The organism is Paenibacillus sp. J22R56 (assembly GCF_056269375.1).
The window spans coordinates 387,795-404,732 of record NZ_JBWDNV010000006.1 but is presented as its reverse complement, the minus strand read 5'-3'; the positions used below and the strand labels follow the sequence as shown (position 1 = coordinate 404,732).

Annotated in this window: 19 protein-coding genes and 1 pseudogene; 16 read left to right on the top strand and 4 right to left on the bottom strand. The window is 43.2% G+C overall.

The window, feature by feature from the left end; all coding sequences use genetic code 11:
* Window positions 1-99 precede the first annotated feature (99 nt).
* The 7 genes and pseudogenes from AC0YNT_RS16965 (at window position 100) to AC0YNT_RS16935 (ending at window position 5,082) form a co-directional block, all read left to right on the top strand.
* On the top strand, window positions 100-582 hold the full coding sequence (locus AC0YNT_RS16965; RefSeq protein ID WP_475805684.1) for a DUF5412 family protein: 483 nt from the start codon (window positions 100-102) through the stop codon (window positions 580-582).
* Between the two features lie 175 nt (window positions 583-757).
* Window positions 758-1,453, top strand: coding sequence for an ankyrin repeat domain-containing protein (locus tag AC0YNT_RS16960; protein WP_475805729.1), 696 nt, complete (start codon window positions 758-760; stop codon window positions 1,451-1,453).
* 339 nt (window positions 1,454-1,792) lie between these two features.
* Window positions 1,793-2,188: a GNAT family N-acetyltransferase gene (locus AC0YNT_RS16955; RefSeq protein WP_475805683.1), complete on the top strand. Its 396-nt coding sequence runs from the start codon at window positions 1,793-1,795 to the stop codon at window positions 2,186-2,188.
* 639 nt (window positions 2,189-2,827) lie between these two features.
* Window positions 2,828-2,983, top strand: coding sequence for a hypothetical protein (locus AC0YNT_RS16950; protein WP_475805682.1), 156 nt, complete (start codon window positions 2,828-2,830; stop codon window positions 2,981-2,983).
* Between the two features lie 5 nt (window positions 2,984-2,988).
* Entirely contained in the window at window positions 2,989-3,309 is a 321-nt protein-coding gene (locus AC0YNT_RS16945) for a hypothetical protein (protein ID WP_475805681.1), read from the top strand.
* 269 nt (window positions 3,310-3,578) lie between these two features.
* Window positions 3,579-3,851, top strand: a pseudogene (locus AC0YNT_RS16940) (YciI family protein); the annotation flags it as partial.
* Window positions 3,852-3,858: 7 nt separating this feature from the next.
* Complete coding sequence (locus AC0YNT_RS16935; protein WP_475805680.1) at window positions 3,859-5,082, top strand: RNA polymerase sigma factor; 1,224 nt, start codon at window positions 3,859-3,861, stop codon at window positions 5,080-5,082.
* Between the two features lie 92 nt (window positions 5,083-5,174).
* On the opposite strand, the gene AC0YNT_RS16930 is transcribed toward AC0YNT_RS16935, so the two are convergent.
* Window positions 5,175-6,527 carry an MATE family efflux transporter gene (locus tag AC0YNT_RS16930; RefSeq protein ID WP_475805679.1) on the bottom strand — a complete coding sequence of 451 codons (1,353 nt, stop codon included), beginning with the start codon at window positions 6,525-6,527 and terminating at the stop codon, window positions 5,175-5,177.
* A 182-nt stretch (window positions 6,528-6,709) separates the two neighbouring features.
* Here AC0YNT_RS16930 and AC0YNT_RS16925 point away from each other — a divergent pair, with 182 nt between their 5' ends.
* From AC0YNT_RS16925 to AC0YNT_RS16905, 5 genes are all read left to right on the top strand, one after another.
* Window positions 6,710-7,390 carry a TetR/AcrR family transcriptional regulator gene (locus AC0YNT_RS16925; protein ID WP_475805678.1) on the top strand — a complete coding sequence of 227 codons (681 nt, stop codon included), beginning with the start codon at window positions 6,710-6,712 and terminating at the stop codon, window positions 7,388-7,390.
* A 143-nt stretch (window positions 7,391-7,533) separates the two neighbouring features.
* On the top strand, window positions 7,534-8,196 hold the full coding sequence (locus AC0YNT_RS16920) for a hypothetical protein (RefSeq protein WP_475805677.1): 663 nt from the start codon (window positions 7,534-7,536) through the stop codon (window positions 8,194-8,196).
* A 133-nt stretch (window positions 8,197-8,329) separates the two neighbouring features.
* Window positions 8,330-8,659, top strand: coding sequence for a PadR family transcriptional regulator (locus AC0YNT_RS16915; protein WP_167280257.1), 330 nt, complete (start codon window positions 8,330-8,332; stop codon window positions 8,657-8,659).
* Window positions 8,660-8,676: 17 nt separating this feature from the next.
* Window positions 8,677-9,543: a pentapeptide repeat-containing protein gene (locus AC0YNT_RS16910; protein WP_475805728.1), complete on the top strand. Its 867-nt coding sequence runs from the start codon at window positions 8,677-8,679 to the stop codon at window positions 9,541-9,543.
* Window positions 9,544-9,775: 232 nt separating this feature from the next.
* On the top strand, window positions 9,776-10,258 hold the full coding sequence (locus AC0YNT_RS16905; RefSeq protein WP_475805676.1) for a pyridoxamine 5'-phosphate oxidase family protein: 483 nt from the start codon (window positions 9,776-9,778) through the stop codon (window positions 10,256-10,258).
* A gap of 560 nt (window positions 10,259-10,818) precedes the next feature.
* Here AC0YNT_RS16905 and AC0YNT_RS16900 read toward each other — a convergent pair.
* Both AC0YNT_RS16900 and AC0YNT_RS16895 read right to left on the bottom strand, forming a co-directional pair.
* Window positions 10,819-11,241 carry an alpha/beta hydrolase-fold protein gene (locus tag AC0YNT_RS16900; protein ID WP_475805675.1) on the bottom strand — a complete coding sequence of 141 codons (423 nt, stop codon included), beginning with the start codon at window positions 11,239-11,241 and terminating at the stop codon, window positions 10,819-10,821.
* 316 nt (window positions 11,242-11,557) lie between these two features.
* The gene (locus tag AC0YNT_RS16895; protein WP_475805674.1) at window positions 11,558-11,743 is read right to left on the bottom strand and encodes a hypothetical protein; all 186 of its coding nucleotides are present in this window, start codon (window positions 11,741-11,743) and stop codon (window positions 11,558-11,560) included.
* A 284-nt stretch (window positions 11,744-12,027) separates the two neighbouring features.
* On the opposite strand from AC0YNT_RS16895, the gene AC0YNT_RS16890 reads away from it, so the two are divergent.
* Window positions 12,028-13,464 (top strand): PAS domain S-box protein, encoded by a 1,437-nt coding sequence (locus tag AC0YNT_RS16890; RefSeq protein WP_475805673.1) that lies wholly within the window; start codon window positions 12,028-12,030, stop codon window positions 13,462-13,464.
* 77 nt (window positions 13,465-13,541) lie between these two features.
* Here AC0YNT_RS16890 and AC0YNT_RS16885 read toward each other — a convergent pair whose 3' ends face one another.
* Entirely contained in the window at window positions 13,542-14,426 is an 885-nt protein-coding gene (locus AC0YNT_RS16885) for a LysR family transcriptional regulator (RefSeq protein WP_475805672.1), read from the bottom strand.
* 137 nt (window positions 14,427-14,563) lie between these two features.
* Between AC0YNT_RS16885 and AC0YNT_RS16880 the strand changes: the two genes are divergently transcribed.
* From AC0YNT_RS16880 to AC0YNT_RS16870, 3 genes are all read left to right on the top strand, one after another.
* Window positions 14,564-15,775 (top strand): MFS transporter, encoded by a 1,212-nt coding sequence (locus tag AC0YNT_RS16880; protein ID WP_475805671.1) that lies wholly within the window; start codon window positions 14,564-14,566, stop codon window positions 15,773-15,775.
* Between the two features lie 224 nt (window positions 15,776-15,999).
* Entirely contained in the window at window positions 16,000-16,371 is a 372-nt protein-coding gene (locus AC0YNT_RS16875) for a carboxymuconolactone decarboxylase family protein (RefSeq protein WP_475805670.1), read from the top strand.
* 14 nt (window positions 16,372-16,385) lie between these two features.
* The gene (locus AC0YNT_RS16870; protein ID WP_475805669.1) at window positions 16,386-16,784 is read left to right on the top strand and encodes a MerR family transcriptional regulator; all 399 of its coding nucleotides are present in this window, start codon (window positions 16,386-16,388) and stop codon (window positions 16,782-16,784) included.
* The last annotated feature ends 154 nt before the right edge of the window (window positions 16,785-16,938 follow it).

Genomic DNA, 16,938 nt, shown 5'->3' with positions numbered 1-16,938 from the left:
GGATTATTCCCTAATGTTGTTTGAACGCTAATGGCGAACATTAATTCAATGAATCAAGGAGTAGAATTAGCGTAATATTGGATTAGTAAGGGGTTTTGTATGAAAAAAAGATATATAATTCTCACATTATTGATTATTAGCTTAATCTTATTAATTGGCTGTAATAGATACTCTTATAATTTCAAAAGTCTTGAAAACGCTGAATTATTTGCAGGCCCTTTAGAGTCACCTGATGGAAAATATAAAGCCAGCGCGTATTACATACTTTATGGCGGTGCAGCTGGTGGAGTATTGTATATTGTCGAGGTTGAACAAACGCAGACTGGCGAAAAGAAAAAGATATATTCAAGTAACCATAAAGATACATTTTCGATGTCTTGGAAAACATCAGATATCCTTTCTATAATTAATGAAAGTCCTAAGTATGATGAATATAGAAACATAGATTTAAATGTTCAAACGGATATATATGAGGAGTCGGGATCTGCCTGCCGAAGTCTTACACTAGAAGAGAAGTTTGAAAACTGTTATAAGGCTAAGGACATTAAGATGCCTCTCTTTTTAAAGCTACTTGGTTTTTAAATTAAAGGAAGGCTTATGAAAAAGTCAGCACATCTATCATTGCAGGAGTTCGACTGTGAAGAAGCTAGATAATAAATTCAATGAACCTGATCTGGCCTTAATATACGATGATGAACCTCTAGCAGAAGAAGTTATCAAGGCGATTCAGACTGGCGATCATACCTCGTTGAGGCGAATGCTTTCCGAGAATCCGGGTCTGGCTAAGGCAAGAATTATCGAACGCAAAAATGGCATGGTATCTCGAACTCTGTTGCATGTGGTGACCGACTGGCCAGGTCACTTTCCGGGCGGTGCGGCAACCGTGGCAGTATTAGTCGAGTTTGGTTCGGAGGTGAATGCTCGCTTCACTGGACAGCACACAGAGACACCACTACATTGGGCTTCGAGCTGCGATGACATTGAAGTGCTGGATGCGCTTCTTAATGCAGGAGCTGACATAGAAGCACCTGGCGCAGTAATCGCTGGTGGAACACCTTTGGATGATGCAGTGGCGTTTGGACAATGGCGGGCAGCGCTTAGGTTGATTGAATGTGGAGCGAAGCTCGCACTGTGGCATGCGGCTGCGCTTGGATTGATGGATGCAATAGAGGCGGATTTCGCAGGTGTTGAACTTTCGGAGCGATACCATTGGGGAGCAAATTGCATTTCACCTCCGGACAAGATTACCATCGCCTTCTGGTGTGCTTGCCACGGTGGACAGCTACAAGCAGCTCAGTATATTCTCAGCCAAGGTGCCAATCTGGACTGGATTTCGGTATGGGATGGATTAACCCCTTTGGATGCAGCAAAACGCAGTTCCGCTGCAGATCTCCTTCAATGGCTGCGTAGTCAGGGAGCTAAATCTGCTAACGAACTGGAGAGTAGTATGTAAGATGACTTGAAATAGAATAGTACCAGCATGATAGACTAAGACTTGCTCAGCAATAATATACATCCAGTATACTGTGCGGTATAACCGAACGAGGAGCATTGGATTATGAATATGGCTGAGCTAAAACGATTTATCATTTCAATTGAGATTAAAGCATTAGAAAAAGCATTAGTTGATGGTGAAGGGAAGAGTCATTTCGTTTCGCTTGTACGAGACAGGATTGAAAACCTCAAACGAGAAGGAACGTGGATTCATCAGTTTGAAGAGGAGATACCGAAGACTCGCCCCCTACCCTCTAAACTCGTCATACGGAGCGCCGTTGCAGGAGACTTTGACAGATTGCTAGACATCAGGCGCCGAGCTTCGCTGACTAACAAAGGCGACCTCGATCTCATCGCAGCCCATCCCGAGTGGCTTGTATGGGACGATGCATTGTTGCCGTTCGTACAAGTTGCAGTTATTGACGAGAAGGTAGTTGGCTTTGCTACTGCCCTTCCAGTTGACGACTTTCTAGAACTCGAGGATTTGTTCACAGATCCTGATTGGATGCGTCAAGGCGTTGCAAGTGCACTAATTGCCGACATTTCGGAACGCGGATTGCGTATAGAGGTATCAGCTAATCACCACGCGAAGGCGTTTTACGAATCGGCGGGGTTCGTTGTTGTGGACGTCGTCAACACAATTGGCGAACCACAGTTTCGGATGCACCTATATGTAACCTGTAATCGGAATTGATGGGTTACGAAAACGGAGGAGCTTGCCACACGGCAGCTCTTTTTTATTTAATGGAGTAATTTGGAGGATAGTTCTAATAACTCACGTATATACCAAATTTTTATGGTACTATTTTCAGAGTCAAGTTTTTTTTAATTCATATTCCAACAGAGGTGTACAAAAGTGATACGATTGTTTAGATTTTGGTTACCATTCCTATCTTTAATCATCATTCTTTTTCATACGAGTGGGTTAGATGCAAAAACAAAATTTGATGACAAAGGCTTGTTAGCTTACTATACCAGCCCCCCATTTCTTATGGTGGACCAGCATTATACATTTGATCATGAATTGCTTTTTTATCTTTTAACTCTAATATTCTGGTTTTTAATTGGATGGATTTTTGATCGATTAATAAAAAGAGCATAGCAAGTATTATGGTTGGGATATTGCTAGGGGAAGGTTCGGAAGAGAAATTTAAAACTTCACGTGGTGCGAGAGTAGGGATGAGTAAAAAAAGTATCAATCACACTTATATCTTTTCAACAGTATTCGATTCAAGCGGAGGCTCAGTAGAGCATATACATATAATTGATATGAGAATGGCTGTTTACTTAAGTTAACTCGGCATAGTTAAATCATACATAAGGAGTTAGTTGCATGAAAAAATCATTACTATTCGCCATAATAGGAGCAATTGTCTGGTTAGGTGCAGCATTTTTAGGTGGACTTTATTTCTTTAATACGATGCAGGATCATTCTAGTTATGGGTTCAGTATCACTACAGCATCTATAAATTATCCCCATGGGAGGTAGGTCAAGTGAGTGTTTCAAATGAATGTCGTAAAGGAGATTCTATTTATGTAATTGAATCATTCATCTCTAAAGTAGTACTAGATAATGACAAATGTATTGATTTATCCAGATCGAAAACCCTAAACGTTGGCGATAGTGTTGTTTACTTAGATTGGAGCTTGAAATCTGTTGGAGACAACTTATTTTATATTATCGAATATAGAGATCAATTCGGCGAGGAACTTGAGGCAACTGAAACTTATTTCGTATCAGAAGAGGTTTGGCGCAACTTACAGCGGTATTTTGAAGAGCGTAATTCAACTATACGGGATACGTTAATTAAGTAACACAAGGGCAGCAGATCAAGGATGATCAGCTGCCTTTTTTATTTATGTAAGCGTAGCTTAATCCAATATGTGGTATTATCACAGATAACGACAATTTATAAAAATATTTTTCTTGAATGTAGAAATCGGAACAACTGAAACGACATTATAACGCAACCAAATTCTAACACGGTTAATATGAGAGGAGTTTTTGAATGAATTACACATTGATGTTTTACTAGAGTCAGGAAGACTTTGCGGCAAGAAAGGATCCAGCAAGACAAGAAGAATATTTGGCAAGCTGGACGCATTATGTACATGCGTTGCGGGAAGCCGGAGTTGTGGTATTCGGCTCGGGCCTCTACTCCCCTGAGACGGCTGCGACGATGAAGCGGCGCGGTGGTGAGCTGGTTGTTCAGGATGGACCGTTTCCCGAGACAAAAGAGCAGCTCGGCGGGATATTCGTCATTGATGTTTCTGACCTAGACACCGCATTAGAGTGGGCTGCCCGTGGCCCCGTTGATACGGTTGAGGTCAGACAGAATATTCCTGCGCTGAAGTAATCATTTTATGGAAACTCATCTGATCATTGAAGAGGCGGCACGTGATGCTTATGGTCGATTGCTTTCCTATTTGGCTGTGAATTGGCGGGATCTTCATGCTGTTGAGGATGCTATTGGAGATGCTTTTCTCGCTGCACTCGAAACGTGGTCTAAGGACGGCGTTCCGGATAAGCCTGAAGCTTGGCTGCTTATAGCTGCCCGTAGAAAGCTTATCGACCGTGCTCGCCGTACCCGAATTTCCGAACTTGCGCTGCCGACACTCCTTAGCATGTCCGAGGATACACAACATCTGGCTGCTTCAAACTCTGCTTTTCCGGATGAACGTTTGAGGATGATGTTTCTTTGCACTCACCCGGCAATTGATCCTGTGATGCGTACGCCACTTATGTTACAGACGGTGCTTGGAATAGATGCAGCACGAATTGCGTCCGCATTCATCATCAAGCCCTCCACCATGAGCCAGCGTCTTACTCGGTTAAAAGCAAAAATCCGTACCGAGCGCCTGACATTGGAAATGCCTGATGCAGAAGAGATCCCTGATCGTCTCGATTCTGTTCTGGAGACCATTTATGCTGCTTACGGGAGCGGGTGGGACGAGGCAGGCATTGTTGATTCACCTCGGAAGAATCTAGCGGAGGAAGCGATCTATTTGGGGAGGCTGCTTCTCCAATTCGCACCCCGTGAACCTGAGGTTTACGGTCTATTGGCACTCATGCTGCATTGTGAAGCGCGCCGTGATGCAAGACATGATAACGAGGGGAACTATATTCCACTTTCTGAGCAAGTTTGTACAGGGTGGAAACAAGACTTGATCATGGAGGCGGAGGATTATCTACGTACTGCCTCACAAGCCGGTGGAATTGGTCGCTTTCAACTCATGGCAGCGATTCAATCGGTGCATGCGCAGCGTTTATGGACTGGACGTATCGAGTGGGAGGCAATTGCTCAGTTATATGAAGGCCTCGTTCGAATAAACCCTACACTTGGCGCATTAGTCGGTCGAGCAGCTGCGTTCGCGGAAGCTTATGGATCAGAACACGGTGTTACCTTGCTGGAAGTTTTACCATCTGCCGAAGTGGTATCTTATCAGCCCTATTGGGCGCTTGCTGGTCATTTGTATAATCGGCAGCAGCGAAAAGAAGAGGCACGTTCAGCTTATAGCCGTGCTATTGGACTAAGCACTGAAGTTTCTATTCGCCATTTTCTAAGCCGCCAAGCTTCTGAGATTTAAGGTGACTCTGATAAAAAGATTTTCAAAAAAAAGGCGTTTGAAAAAAAAAGCAGGATAGGGGAGTGCCCTTATCCTGCTTTTTTGCGTGATTTTTACTGTACTAAACTTTCCAAATCCGGCTGCATTTTGTTTCGAAGAACATACAGCATGATGGCTCCAACAAGGAACGAGACGGTATCCGCTATGACGAGTGACCAGACCACCCCGTGGAAGCCGTTCATTTGATTGGCGATAAAGAGCACAGGAATCAAAGTAATTCCTTGAATAATGGACATAATAAACGAGGCAGTTCCTTGCGCTGTTGCTTGGAAAATCCCCGTAAACAACGAGGTCATTCCTGTAATGAATAAAGACAAGAACGTTACATGAAGAATGTAGCTGCCCATTTCAATTAACTGCGTATCATTCGTAAATAAACCAATTAGGTAGTCGGAAATGAGATAGACGATTACACCGAACAAGACAGCTAACACCGCAATCCCTTTGATAGTGAATCCAATTGTTTTTTTCATACGTAATTTATTCGCTGTGAAAGAGAAGGCAATGAGTGGCACAACTCCCTCGCATAAGCCCATTAGAATAACCTCAGGAAATTGCAATAAACGTGATGAAATCCCATATGCCGCTACGGCTTGCTCCCCATACTCAACCAGAAAACGGTTAAAGATCAGTGACATTGCACCTAAGAAGATACTCATAACAAAAACGGGAACTCCAATTTTGAATACATTGCTCAGAATGTCCTTGGTAACCTTAAACCATTTGATGGAGACGGATAAAAATTGGCTCTTAGATCCAATATGAAAGGCGAAGTATACGCTCGCAGCCAAGTTAGAAATGACAGTAGCAGAAGCAACGCCGATTACGTCCCAATGGAAAACGTAGATGACGAGCGCGTCGAGAATAATATTCACGACAACACTGAGAATCATACCGATCATCGATGTCATTGCTGCGCCCTCTGAGCGCACAATATTCTCCAACGTGAAGAATAATACGACAAATGGTGAACCAATGATCATAATCGTGACATAGTCCTTCGTGAAGCCGAAGGAATCAGGCGTTGCTCCCAGTCCATGAACGATTGAATCGATCAATGGAAGACCAACAGCCATTAAGATAAGACTGAGGACTAAACTGCTGTAAAAGGCAAATGAAGACACATGCTTTACATCATCATATCTTTTCTCCCCAAGCAAACGTGAGATGAATGTACCGCTGCCCATGCCAATCAAGTTGCCTAGCACCATTATGGCTGCAAATAAAGGCAAGGTTAGTGCGAGTGCGGTTAACATGGCGGTATTACCTAGTGTACCAAGAAAAAAGGCATTTAAGATGGAATAGATGACACTCATTGACATGCCTAGCATCATTGGAACAGCAAAGTGAGCTACGGCTTTTGCAATCGGAGCTTTCTCAAAGTAATGGAGATTTTCTGTATCCATGCAGATCACTACTTTCTTTCTTTATTTATTTATTTATTTATTTATTTATTTATTTATTTATTTATTTATTTTGGCGCTTGATCTAACAGTGTTAGGTTGTGCCTTACAGTGTTAGATGATATCATGAACCTATGAAGCATGTAAAGATAAACTTACACTGTTAGATAAAAGGGCGGATATGGATGAAAAAACAGCAGCCTCAGATTTCAGAGGATAAGATCCTGGAAACCTCTTGGGAGCTTCTTGGGGAGGAAGGCATCGAGAAATTAAGTATGAGAAAATTGGCCGATCGGTTGGGAATCCAGGCACCGTCTCTGTACTGGTATTTCAAGAGCAAACAGAATCTTTACCAGCGTCTGGCCAACCAGGTCTCTAAAGTGATTGTGGAGGAGTTCCATTCCGAGGGAGATTGGAAGGAGCAGCTAACAGAATTTGCAGTGACGGTTCGGAATGTGCTCAGCCGGTACCCTTGCTCTACGCAGCTCATGATGTTGACGCTGCCCCACGAACCGGACATGATTCGGTTCACCAATCGGATGCTGCTCTGCATGGAATCGACACCGCTTAAGCAAGAGCAGAAATTACAATCTGTACTTACACTTGTGAACTATATTTTTTATTTTGTATTGGACAAATATCAGCATCAGCAGGCTTTCTCCGCTATTCTTATGGATGAGGAAATACTTCCGTTAGGGGAGATGGACCGTCTTCTGGACTCCATGAGCGAGACGGATGCGGGATTGTTCCGAAGTATGTATAAGAACAAATTATTCGAGCTGGTAGGCAGCGACGGTTCATTTGAGTTTGGGTTGAAGCTGATTCTGCTGGGGATTGAGCAGGTAATTAAGGAGCAGGAGAAGTAGATTGGAACTAAAAGTGTAGTTCAACACGACAGCAGCCGGCAAATCGGCTGCTATTTTTATCGTGGAAAAGAAACTTATTTCACATTTTTTACGTCTGAGCAAGAAGAGACAGTAATTAATCGTTCTCTCGGAAGGGGTGGGAAATGCTAAGAAGGTTGGTGTTACCTTTACTTTTATGCCTCTTACTAGCATTAGCTGCTTGCAGCAGTAAACCTTATGGTTATTACGAAGATGACAAAATGATTGGAAATATAGAACGGGTTGAGCTAGAAAACAATGTGGTAGAAGTGGATATTTCAGAATGGTCTAAAAGAGATATTAGAGGTAATGTAGACGACTACGGCGTTACGATCCCAGTTAAAATAACGGATGATTTGATGATTAAGAAAGAGGATGGAACTTTATCCAATATTAATTCCTTAGAAATCGGGCAGAAAGTACTTATCAACCCTCCAAAGAAAAGTGATGATGGGATCAGATTTCAAGCTAAGGAGATTATTCTGTTAGAAATGTCGTACGAGGAGAAGTACAAGCGATTGTTGTCCCACCAAAAAGGAAAGTATCTGACAACAGTCTTTGTTAAAGAAGGGGACTCGCTGCCAGCAGCAGTGGAAGATACACTGATGGTACTATTGCCTAAAAGTCCAATAAACTTCGGAGTTTATCAAGAGGACTTTATAGTTGATTATAAACAGGAATTGAATATTGAAAAATTCCCAGTGATACTGGTCTTCGACAATAAGGGATTAGTCTTTAAAACGTATGATGTTGATGAATTGGAAGCTTTTTTAAAATCGCCTTCATAACCCCAAGGAAACCGCACTTTGTGCGGTTTTTTGTTATGTATGCACAAATTATTCAAGACAGAGTATTATAATTAAAATAGTACCTTGACAGTCGAGGTAATGTGTCTTATTATACGGATATGGAGGTGATTGCATGAGCGAGAACAAAATCACATCCGACCTGCTGAGAGGACATACGGATACGATGATTTTAAGGCTCTTGTCCGAAGCGGATCGTTACGGATACGAGATTGTCAAGCTGATTGCCGAACGTTCGGATGGCGAGCATGAACTAAAGGAAGCTACGATGTACTCCAGCTTCCGGCGGCTAGAAGCTGACGGCGACATCGAGTGGTATTGGGGCGATGAATCACAGGGCGGACGTCGCAAATATTTTAGGATAACAGCAAAAGGTAAGGAAACTTACGACCGCAACAAAAGCAATTGGGAGTATGCAAAACGCGTGTTAGAAAACCTATTATAAGGAGCGATTTGATTATGATGAATCCAAAATTGACTGATTACCTGAACAGTGTGTTTACACCATACGATGGGGTGAAAAGCGTTACCGAATTAAAAGCTGACCTGCTTTCCGATTTGCAGGAGCGATATCTTGAACTCAAAGCTGAGGGCAAAGACGATGAAACAGCATTTAAGATGACGATTGAGGGGATTGGCGATATTGAGCAAACGATTATGGAGGTAGCCAATCTCTCCCGCTCGCTGGAGCGGCAAGTCGTGACAAACTTTAGCGCAAGCAATCTGGTGAAGAGCGACTTTGCAGGCGTTACTGCTCATAAAGGACAATTTAATAGCAGTGCGCTGCACGGTTCGGACTTTTCAGGCGCAGACTTGACTGGCAGTACGTTTAAGAGCAGCGATGTACGTGAAGCTAATTTTGACGGTGCGAATCTGACGGACTGCAGCCTATCCACGCTTGACCTGTCAAACGCAAGCTTCAATAAGTCGATCCTTGTACGTACCAATTTCAGCAAGTCGGGGCTTGATGGAGCCAAATTCACAGGAGTAAGACTAACGGATGTGTCGTTAACACTGACGGATCTTAGAAAAACGATTTTTGAAGGCTGCTTATTTGATGGGGTTGACTTCAAGCTATCCGACCTGAGCGGGCAGTCTTTTGACGGACAGACGTTTATCGGCGTTAAGTTCGACAAAGCAGCTTTAACCGAAGCTTCGTTCAAGGGCGCAACATTAAAAAATGTTTCCTTCCAGCCTGGGTTTACGTTGACGAAGAAATACTATCGCATGCTCAAAACCATCTGCTTTGACGGTGCAACGATGGATAAACTGACCTTTGCACACCTCAAAGGCATGGAAGTTGATTTGTCTAAAGTCACGGTCGTTTAATCTGTTGTTCATCATTCATTTCGACATCACTTTGAGTATTGCCTGCCTAATTGTTTGCAGTGACAACCAGAACAACTCACTAATGGCCGCGCAGATTGCGGCTTTTTATTTTGAGAAAAAGTTGTCAAAGCAAGTTCAGATATCAGTGGGAGGTTTGTAGAGAAAATACACTTTATTAATTGGAAAAAGCTATCTATGATAAGGACAGTATAAGTGAGGGAGAGGATAGCTGGTGGGTACTTTTTTAACTACAATTACTTCTGATCTAAGAGAGTTTATTAACAACCAACATCTTTTCTTTGTTGGTACTGCTCCAACAGAAGCAGGAGAAGTTAGCGTGTCTCCAAAAGGTTACGATACACTCCGAATAATAGGCGAGTCGAAAATTCTATATCTGGATTATTACGGAAGTGGCAATGAGACCGCCATCCACTTAAAACAGAATAGAAAGATAACTTTCATGTGGTGCAGTTTTGAGGCAGAACCTTTAATTCTAAGGGTTTATGGACGAGGTTCAGTCCTTGATAAAGGAACTGAGGGTTTTACAGCAACCTTAAATGAGCAATTCTCAGGATATGATGAAAGAATTGTGAGGCAAATATTTGAAATTGATGTTTTATCTGTCCAAACAAGTTGTGGTTGGGGTGTTCCATTTATGAACTTTGATAGAGACCGCTCAAAATTGGACGACATGTCTAAAAAAAGCTTTGACTAGAGGAGCGATGGTCAGCTGAATGCTTTTGTGGACTGTGGAGAAAAGAATGATTGAATCACGAAGGCGGCCGATCAGAGGATGATCAGTTGTCTTTTTTATTGAGAGAAAGGGAGTGCTCAAAAATGAGATCGAAACTTATTATAATTGACGGTATGCCGGGGTCTGGAAAAACGATTAATGACTGGTAAATCCGGAGGCAATTTTTTAGGCTGTTATTTCCACCCACTCGGCTGTTTTCTTATATTAACCGATGAGTTGAAATGCCAAGTGAATGTAAAAACAGGAACTGCCTAAGCAGCTCCTGTTTTAATTAATAATTCGAACGTTGGACCATTAGTCCAAGTTCTATCTTTCGGCTTAAAAGCAAGCCTGGCATTCGATCCCCATAATGTAAGTAACTCTTTCTACTATCGCTATACAAAGCATTGCTAAACGAGCTGGCTTCTGATTCAGAAAGACTATTGAGGCAATAGTTACAAACAATAGAAAAAAGCAGCAGATCCGATAGGATTTGCTGCTTAATGTGTCAGAGGGTATAAGCACTACCATTTACGGCTAGTTTAAGGCTCGAGCAGCCAACGGTGCACCTCAGGGAATAGTGAGCTCCACGTGGATTCATGGTGCTTTCCGCCGGGAACGAAATCGAATCGAATGCGGCTTTCGGGAATTCCAGTTGCTATCAGCGTCTGGCGGACCAGTGTAACGTGCTCATTGGCAATGTGATTAAATTCGGGGTTATCGGTTTCCAGTTCTCCGATGCTGAGGTAGATTCGCAATGCAGGGGAGAGAACCGATTGCTGAATCAATTGGATGATCGCACCGTCGTCATGCCACATGACGAAGGAAATTCCGCCTACACGGCCAAAATGATTTGGATAGCGAATGGCGGTAAACAGCGAGACATAAGCACCGAACGAGCTTCCGGCAATAATTAATCCAGACTCTACGCTCCGTCTGCATCTGCGGAATAGGGAATGCTTCAATAATCCGGACATCGCCAGTAATAGTGTGAGTGGCCTCGTCTGTAAGTACTTCTCTCCAAGGCAAAGCAACGCTAATTGTCATGAATGACTCTCCTAGTGATAGTATTTACTAGAATCTTAACGTGCGGCCCATCTGGATGCAATGGACTTTAGTTAGATGGTGGTCAGTGTCGACAAATAAAGGGGATGTCCCATCATCTTAAGATGATGTTGGGACATCCCCTTTATTTGCTCATGAGACTAGACGGTAACAACAGGCTGCTCCTTATTCATACTAGGGGCATTGATCCAATCTTGTCCAAGATTCTGCCGCTGATCAACATTCCAATGACAGTGACAACACGAGCTTGGTATTGATCTGAAATCCGCAGGGTTTCTTACCGTCACCGATCTGTGAGAGTGCAAGACTGACAACAGTGCGATCAATGGAGACGATCCAACCCATAAACAATACAGTTAGAATCATCTTGTTGCCAGGGACCATCATAGCGGAATTTTTCATAAGCACCCTACCGTCAAAGTTTGTGTTAGCTTTAGTGACAGAATATATGGAATGGCGAGCAAGTTCATCGTGGATCTAAATAATTTATGGGTATATTTGTTGTGGGAGCTTACAATGACAGGTGGAAATCGATGTGTGGATTTTTTTATATCTAACATTTGGTGATATATATTTGTAGTGAAAATCATTTATATTTTTAACTGAAAATTGCTGTTATAATGCCTTATTGAGGATAGACAAATTTATTAGTAGGTTCATGTAACCGCTTTTAAACGGAGGATCAGATGTTTTCAAATTTTAATGACAATAGTCTTTTTTTACGTGCATTCGAGAAATCTCCAAATGGAATGGCTTTGTTATCTTCTGATGGAAGTTTTTTGAAGGCTAATTCTTCATTATGCATAATGCTAGGATATAACGAAAGAGAATTAATAAATCTTGGTGTTTCTTTTGGCACTCATCCTGAAGATTTAGAAGCAGATCTCGAATTATGGCGTAAATTGGTACAGGGTGAAATGGATGGTTATCAAATAGAAAAAAGGTATATTCATAAATTCGGAACGACTATATGGGGTCATCTAAGCGTTACTGTAGAAAGAAACCTTCAGGGGATCAATGGGAATGACATTTTCATTTTCCATATCGTAGATATAACGGCACAAAAAAAGAAGGAAGAAGAGTACAAGAAGATTGAAGAGCTACATAAGCTTATTTCTGAACATTCGCAGGACGTTATTTTGCGTTTAACTCCAGACGGAATTATCTCATATATCTCGCCAGCTTCTCGTAACCAACTTGGATATGAACCGGATGAACTTATCGGGAAACATGCCTATGATTATTGGCATCCGGAAGATTTGAACGGCGGCTGGTTAAGGAATGGTAATTCGAATAACGCTGAAAGCAGAATATTTATATATCGTCTTCGGCATAAAAACGGTCATTATATCTGGCAAGAAGCACACTCTAAAAAAATAAGAAATACTGCAGGTGATATTCAACATGTTATCAGTATGGGGCGTGATATAACGGAACGGGTGCATTCGGAAGAATTAATCCGCAGATCAGAGAAACTTTCCTTAGTTGGTGAGCTTGCAGCGGGGATCGCTCATGAAATTAGAAATCCATTGACTAGCTTACGAGGATTTATGCAAATGTATCTGAAAGAAGATATGGATGGTTCCAAGAAATTGCGAAATGATGTCATGATAGCAGAAATTGATCGAATCAATGAAATTGTTAGTGAGCTTCTAGTGTTAGCTAAACCTTCCAATGAAGTATATGAGTTAAGGGACGTAGTGCATATATTAACTCACGTTACAAGATTATTTGAAGGACAAGCCAACCTGTATAACGTTCTAATAAAGAAAGAGCTAGATGCCAATTTACCATTCATTCAGTGTCAAAGCAGTATCAATCAAGTGTTTATCAATGTGTTTAAGAATGCCATTGAATCCATGCCTCAAGGCGGAGAAGTGATCGTACAGGCCAAGCAAATGAATGATAAGATAGTCATTCGAATTAATGACACAGGGTCTGGAATCCCACAAGATGAAATAACTAAGATCGGCAATCCTTTTTTTACTACAAAAGAAACAGGAACAGGGTTAGGATTAATGGTCTCAATGAAGATCATCCAAAATCATAAGGGGACTATGCGAATCGAAAGTGAGGTTGGGAAAGGAACGATGGTGGAGGTTGTTTTGCCAATCGTAAAATAGTTCTGTAGGATTTGAACGGAAATGAAGGCAACTGGACAGAAAGACCGGTTGCCTTTCCTCGGATAAATGGCACTTGATCATTTTAACTCCTCGCCAGACTTCAAGCCAGTTTGGAGCAGGACACTAACCATTTGTTTTGCAGCCGGTGAGATTTCCCCGAAGGAATGCGCCACGATACCGATATCACGAGTGATGCCTGGTCGAATAGTCTTGACGACCAAATCATGCGGCACAGAAGCTAGAGTGAAATTGGAGATTAACCCGATACCAAGCCCGTTTCGGACCATGCGGATCAAGGTTTCCGCGGACTGAACCGTTAAACCTTCCCCCAACTCGATCTGATATTCTCTCAGGATAGAGTTCATGGCCATTTCATGGCCTCCTTTACAGAAAATAACATCGTTTTGGCAGCGCTCCAGATCAATTATCGGTTCTTCCGCCAATGGATGATCCGAGGGGACGATCGCAACCATGTAGTCGGATTGTAATCTGTCGAATTCGAATGAATGGAATGGAGACGCCACAATACCGATCTCGACAGTACGATCTTCCACCCATTGCTTGATTTGATCAGAGACACCTTCAAGTAATTCGATTTTCACCAGCGGATACTTTGTGCGGAATATGGAGATGGCCTTAGGCAGTAAGTTCGTTGATGCAGCAGGGAAGGAGCCTATTATGACCTTGCCACCGAGCAGGTGGTTCTCCCGTCCGGCGATTTGATAGATGCTGTTCTCAATAGCCTTCATCTGCCTGGCCAACACTAGAATCTCTCGTCCCACTTCTGTCAGCAGCAATCCTTTATGTTTGTCCCGGATGAACAGCTGAAGGCGAAGTGACTCCTCTAAATTTTTGATCGCTTTGCTGACGGCTGGCTGTGAGATAAACAATGCTTTGGAAGCCTCTGTAATGTTCGATGTCTCCGCAACTTGCACGAAGATTTGGAGAAGGTTCAAGTTCATTCGCGCATGCCTCCTTCATAACCAAATGGTTATATCGTATATTCGTTTTATGTATTTCAGTTATATCTGATTATATCCTATGATGAGATTCGAGAGCGAATCTTGCTTTCTGAATTCTTCTTAGGAGGTTTTTATATATGAAAAATGATTCCGATCAAGCGAAAAATATCGGTCCAGCCCCTCGAGAATGGCGGATATGGACGACCGCTTGGCTCGTAACAGCGGTCTTCGTCCTATCCAATTCAGCCACACCACTTTATGTTCGCTGGCAACGGGAAATGGATTTCTCGAATGGAATGCTAACGTTAATATTCGCTGCATATATCGCTGGTTTGCTCGCGACTTTGCTCTTCGCTGGACAGTTATCTGACCGGTACGGGCGGAAGCCGGTGTTGTTCCCTGGTCTTGCGGCAGCCGTACTCGCTTGTGTTCTATTTGGCACTGCCTCCACAGTCGCTGCTTTACTATTCGCGCGATTGCTATCGGGTATTGCCGTTGGTGTCATTGTCTCTGCTGGCATGGCATCGGTCGTCGATGTTGGGGGCTCCACCAGGAGGCATACGGCTTCGCTTGCCGCTTCAGTCGCCATGGTGCTGGGAGCAGGGCTAGGTCCGTTGTTATCGGGCATCATGGCCGATTCGCTCACCCAGCCAGTCGTCCCCCTATTCGGTACACAGCTCTTGATATTGGCCAGTGCTTTCGTCGTTGTTGTATTGCTTCCGAGAAGACGCGTTCCTGCACGCAACCGTGAGTGGCGGCTTCGAATGCCCAGCGTACCCAAAGTCAATCGGCTGCACCTTACTCTTGGCATCGCTGTCTTTGCGTCGGGTATCACCTCGACATCTTTCATTCTGTCGCTCGGGCCTTCATTGCTGAAGAAGTTATTGGACGTTTCTAGCCCACTCGTCGCTGGCGGAATGGCATGTATCATGTTTCTTTCTGCGACAGGTGTTCAATTTCTCCTTAAGAAGCTATCCGTTCGAAGCCAGTTCCTGATGGGCACGGCGTCTGTCTTCCTGGCCATGCTCTGCATAGCCATAGCGGTCTATACTTCTGCCGTCGCTCCGTTAGTGCTGGCAGCCATGCTAGCCGGGGTTGGTCAAGGTCTCGGCCAACTCGGTGGTTTAACGCTGATTAGCTTACATGTTCCCGAGCATTGTAGAGCCGAAGCGAATGCAGTTCTTAACATTGGTGGTTATATTCCTGCTGCCATCCTGCCCGTGTGTACGGGTTATCTGATCGACTATACAGGATTGGCCACAGGAGCGACCACATTTGCCGTAATCCTAGCTGCTGCTTCTATAGCTGCGGCTAAGTTTGTACGTGAAAAGATAAGGGAAGGCGAATAATAGAAAGGACCTGCCGTTAGGCAGTCCTACTTATTAGCTAAGTATGACTTTGGCGATCAGCTTCATCCTGGCGATGTTGGAAACAAAATGATCGCAGATTCGATTGATCTTAATGCCATTTTAGATTAAATAGTGGTGTAAGCATGACAATTAAAAAAACCTTGCTTTAGAGCGCGCTCTAAAGTTTAGAATGAGAATCAACTAAAACATAAGGAGCTGATTAGATGAAAAATCGGTATGAATTCGGAATGGAAATGTTGAAGAAAGTGGATGGACATGTAGGAGAAACCGTTGTGGCCCCATTAGGCGATTTAGGGAATATTCTCGTAGAATGGTTCGGCGATATTTACGGGCGCGAAGGATTAACTTTAAGGGAACGGGAAATCGCAACGATAGCTATGTTGACAGTATTGAACAGGGAGACGCAATTGAGAGTGCATTTGGAGGCCGGATCCAACGTAGGGTTAACTCGGCAGGAAATGAAGGAGGTTATCATTCAATCGGTTCTTTACGGGGGATTCCCGACGGCTATTAACGGAATGAATCTACTAAACAGCATGACTTTGCCGGGTGAAGGAAATAACGATGCATTCTGATATATAATAACAGTATGAAAACGACGTATACCATTCAACAGGTCACAAAGATGACTGGTCTATCCTCTCATACGCTGCGTTACTACGAGAAGGTTAGTCTCATCCGAGCTATTGAAAGAGAAGATAACGGATACCGCTATTATTCCGAAAAAGACGTGGAATGGCTCAAGTTCCTCATTCGCCTACGCGATACAGGCATGCCGATCCGCGACATGCAGCATTTCGCCGAGCTGCGCTACCGCGGTGAAGAGACGGTTACCGAGCGCAGACGGATGCTCGAGGACCATAAACAACAGATTCGGCAACAGATCGACCAGCTAATTGAAAACTTAGATTCCTTAAACGAGAAAACCGATTATTACAAGGAGTTGGAAAGGGACATTGAAGAGCGAGCACGAGACAAATCGCTCTGAATTTTCTTTTGAACGGAATACGCTCACTACACAATGACTACAACTGAACATACCATCTGACAAAGCTGCCGACACATGAACGGTAGCTTTGTTGCGTTTAAGGGAGGATAGTTTAGTATCAGCCCATACAAAGGACAAAGCTATAAGAGTGGAT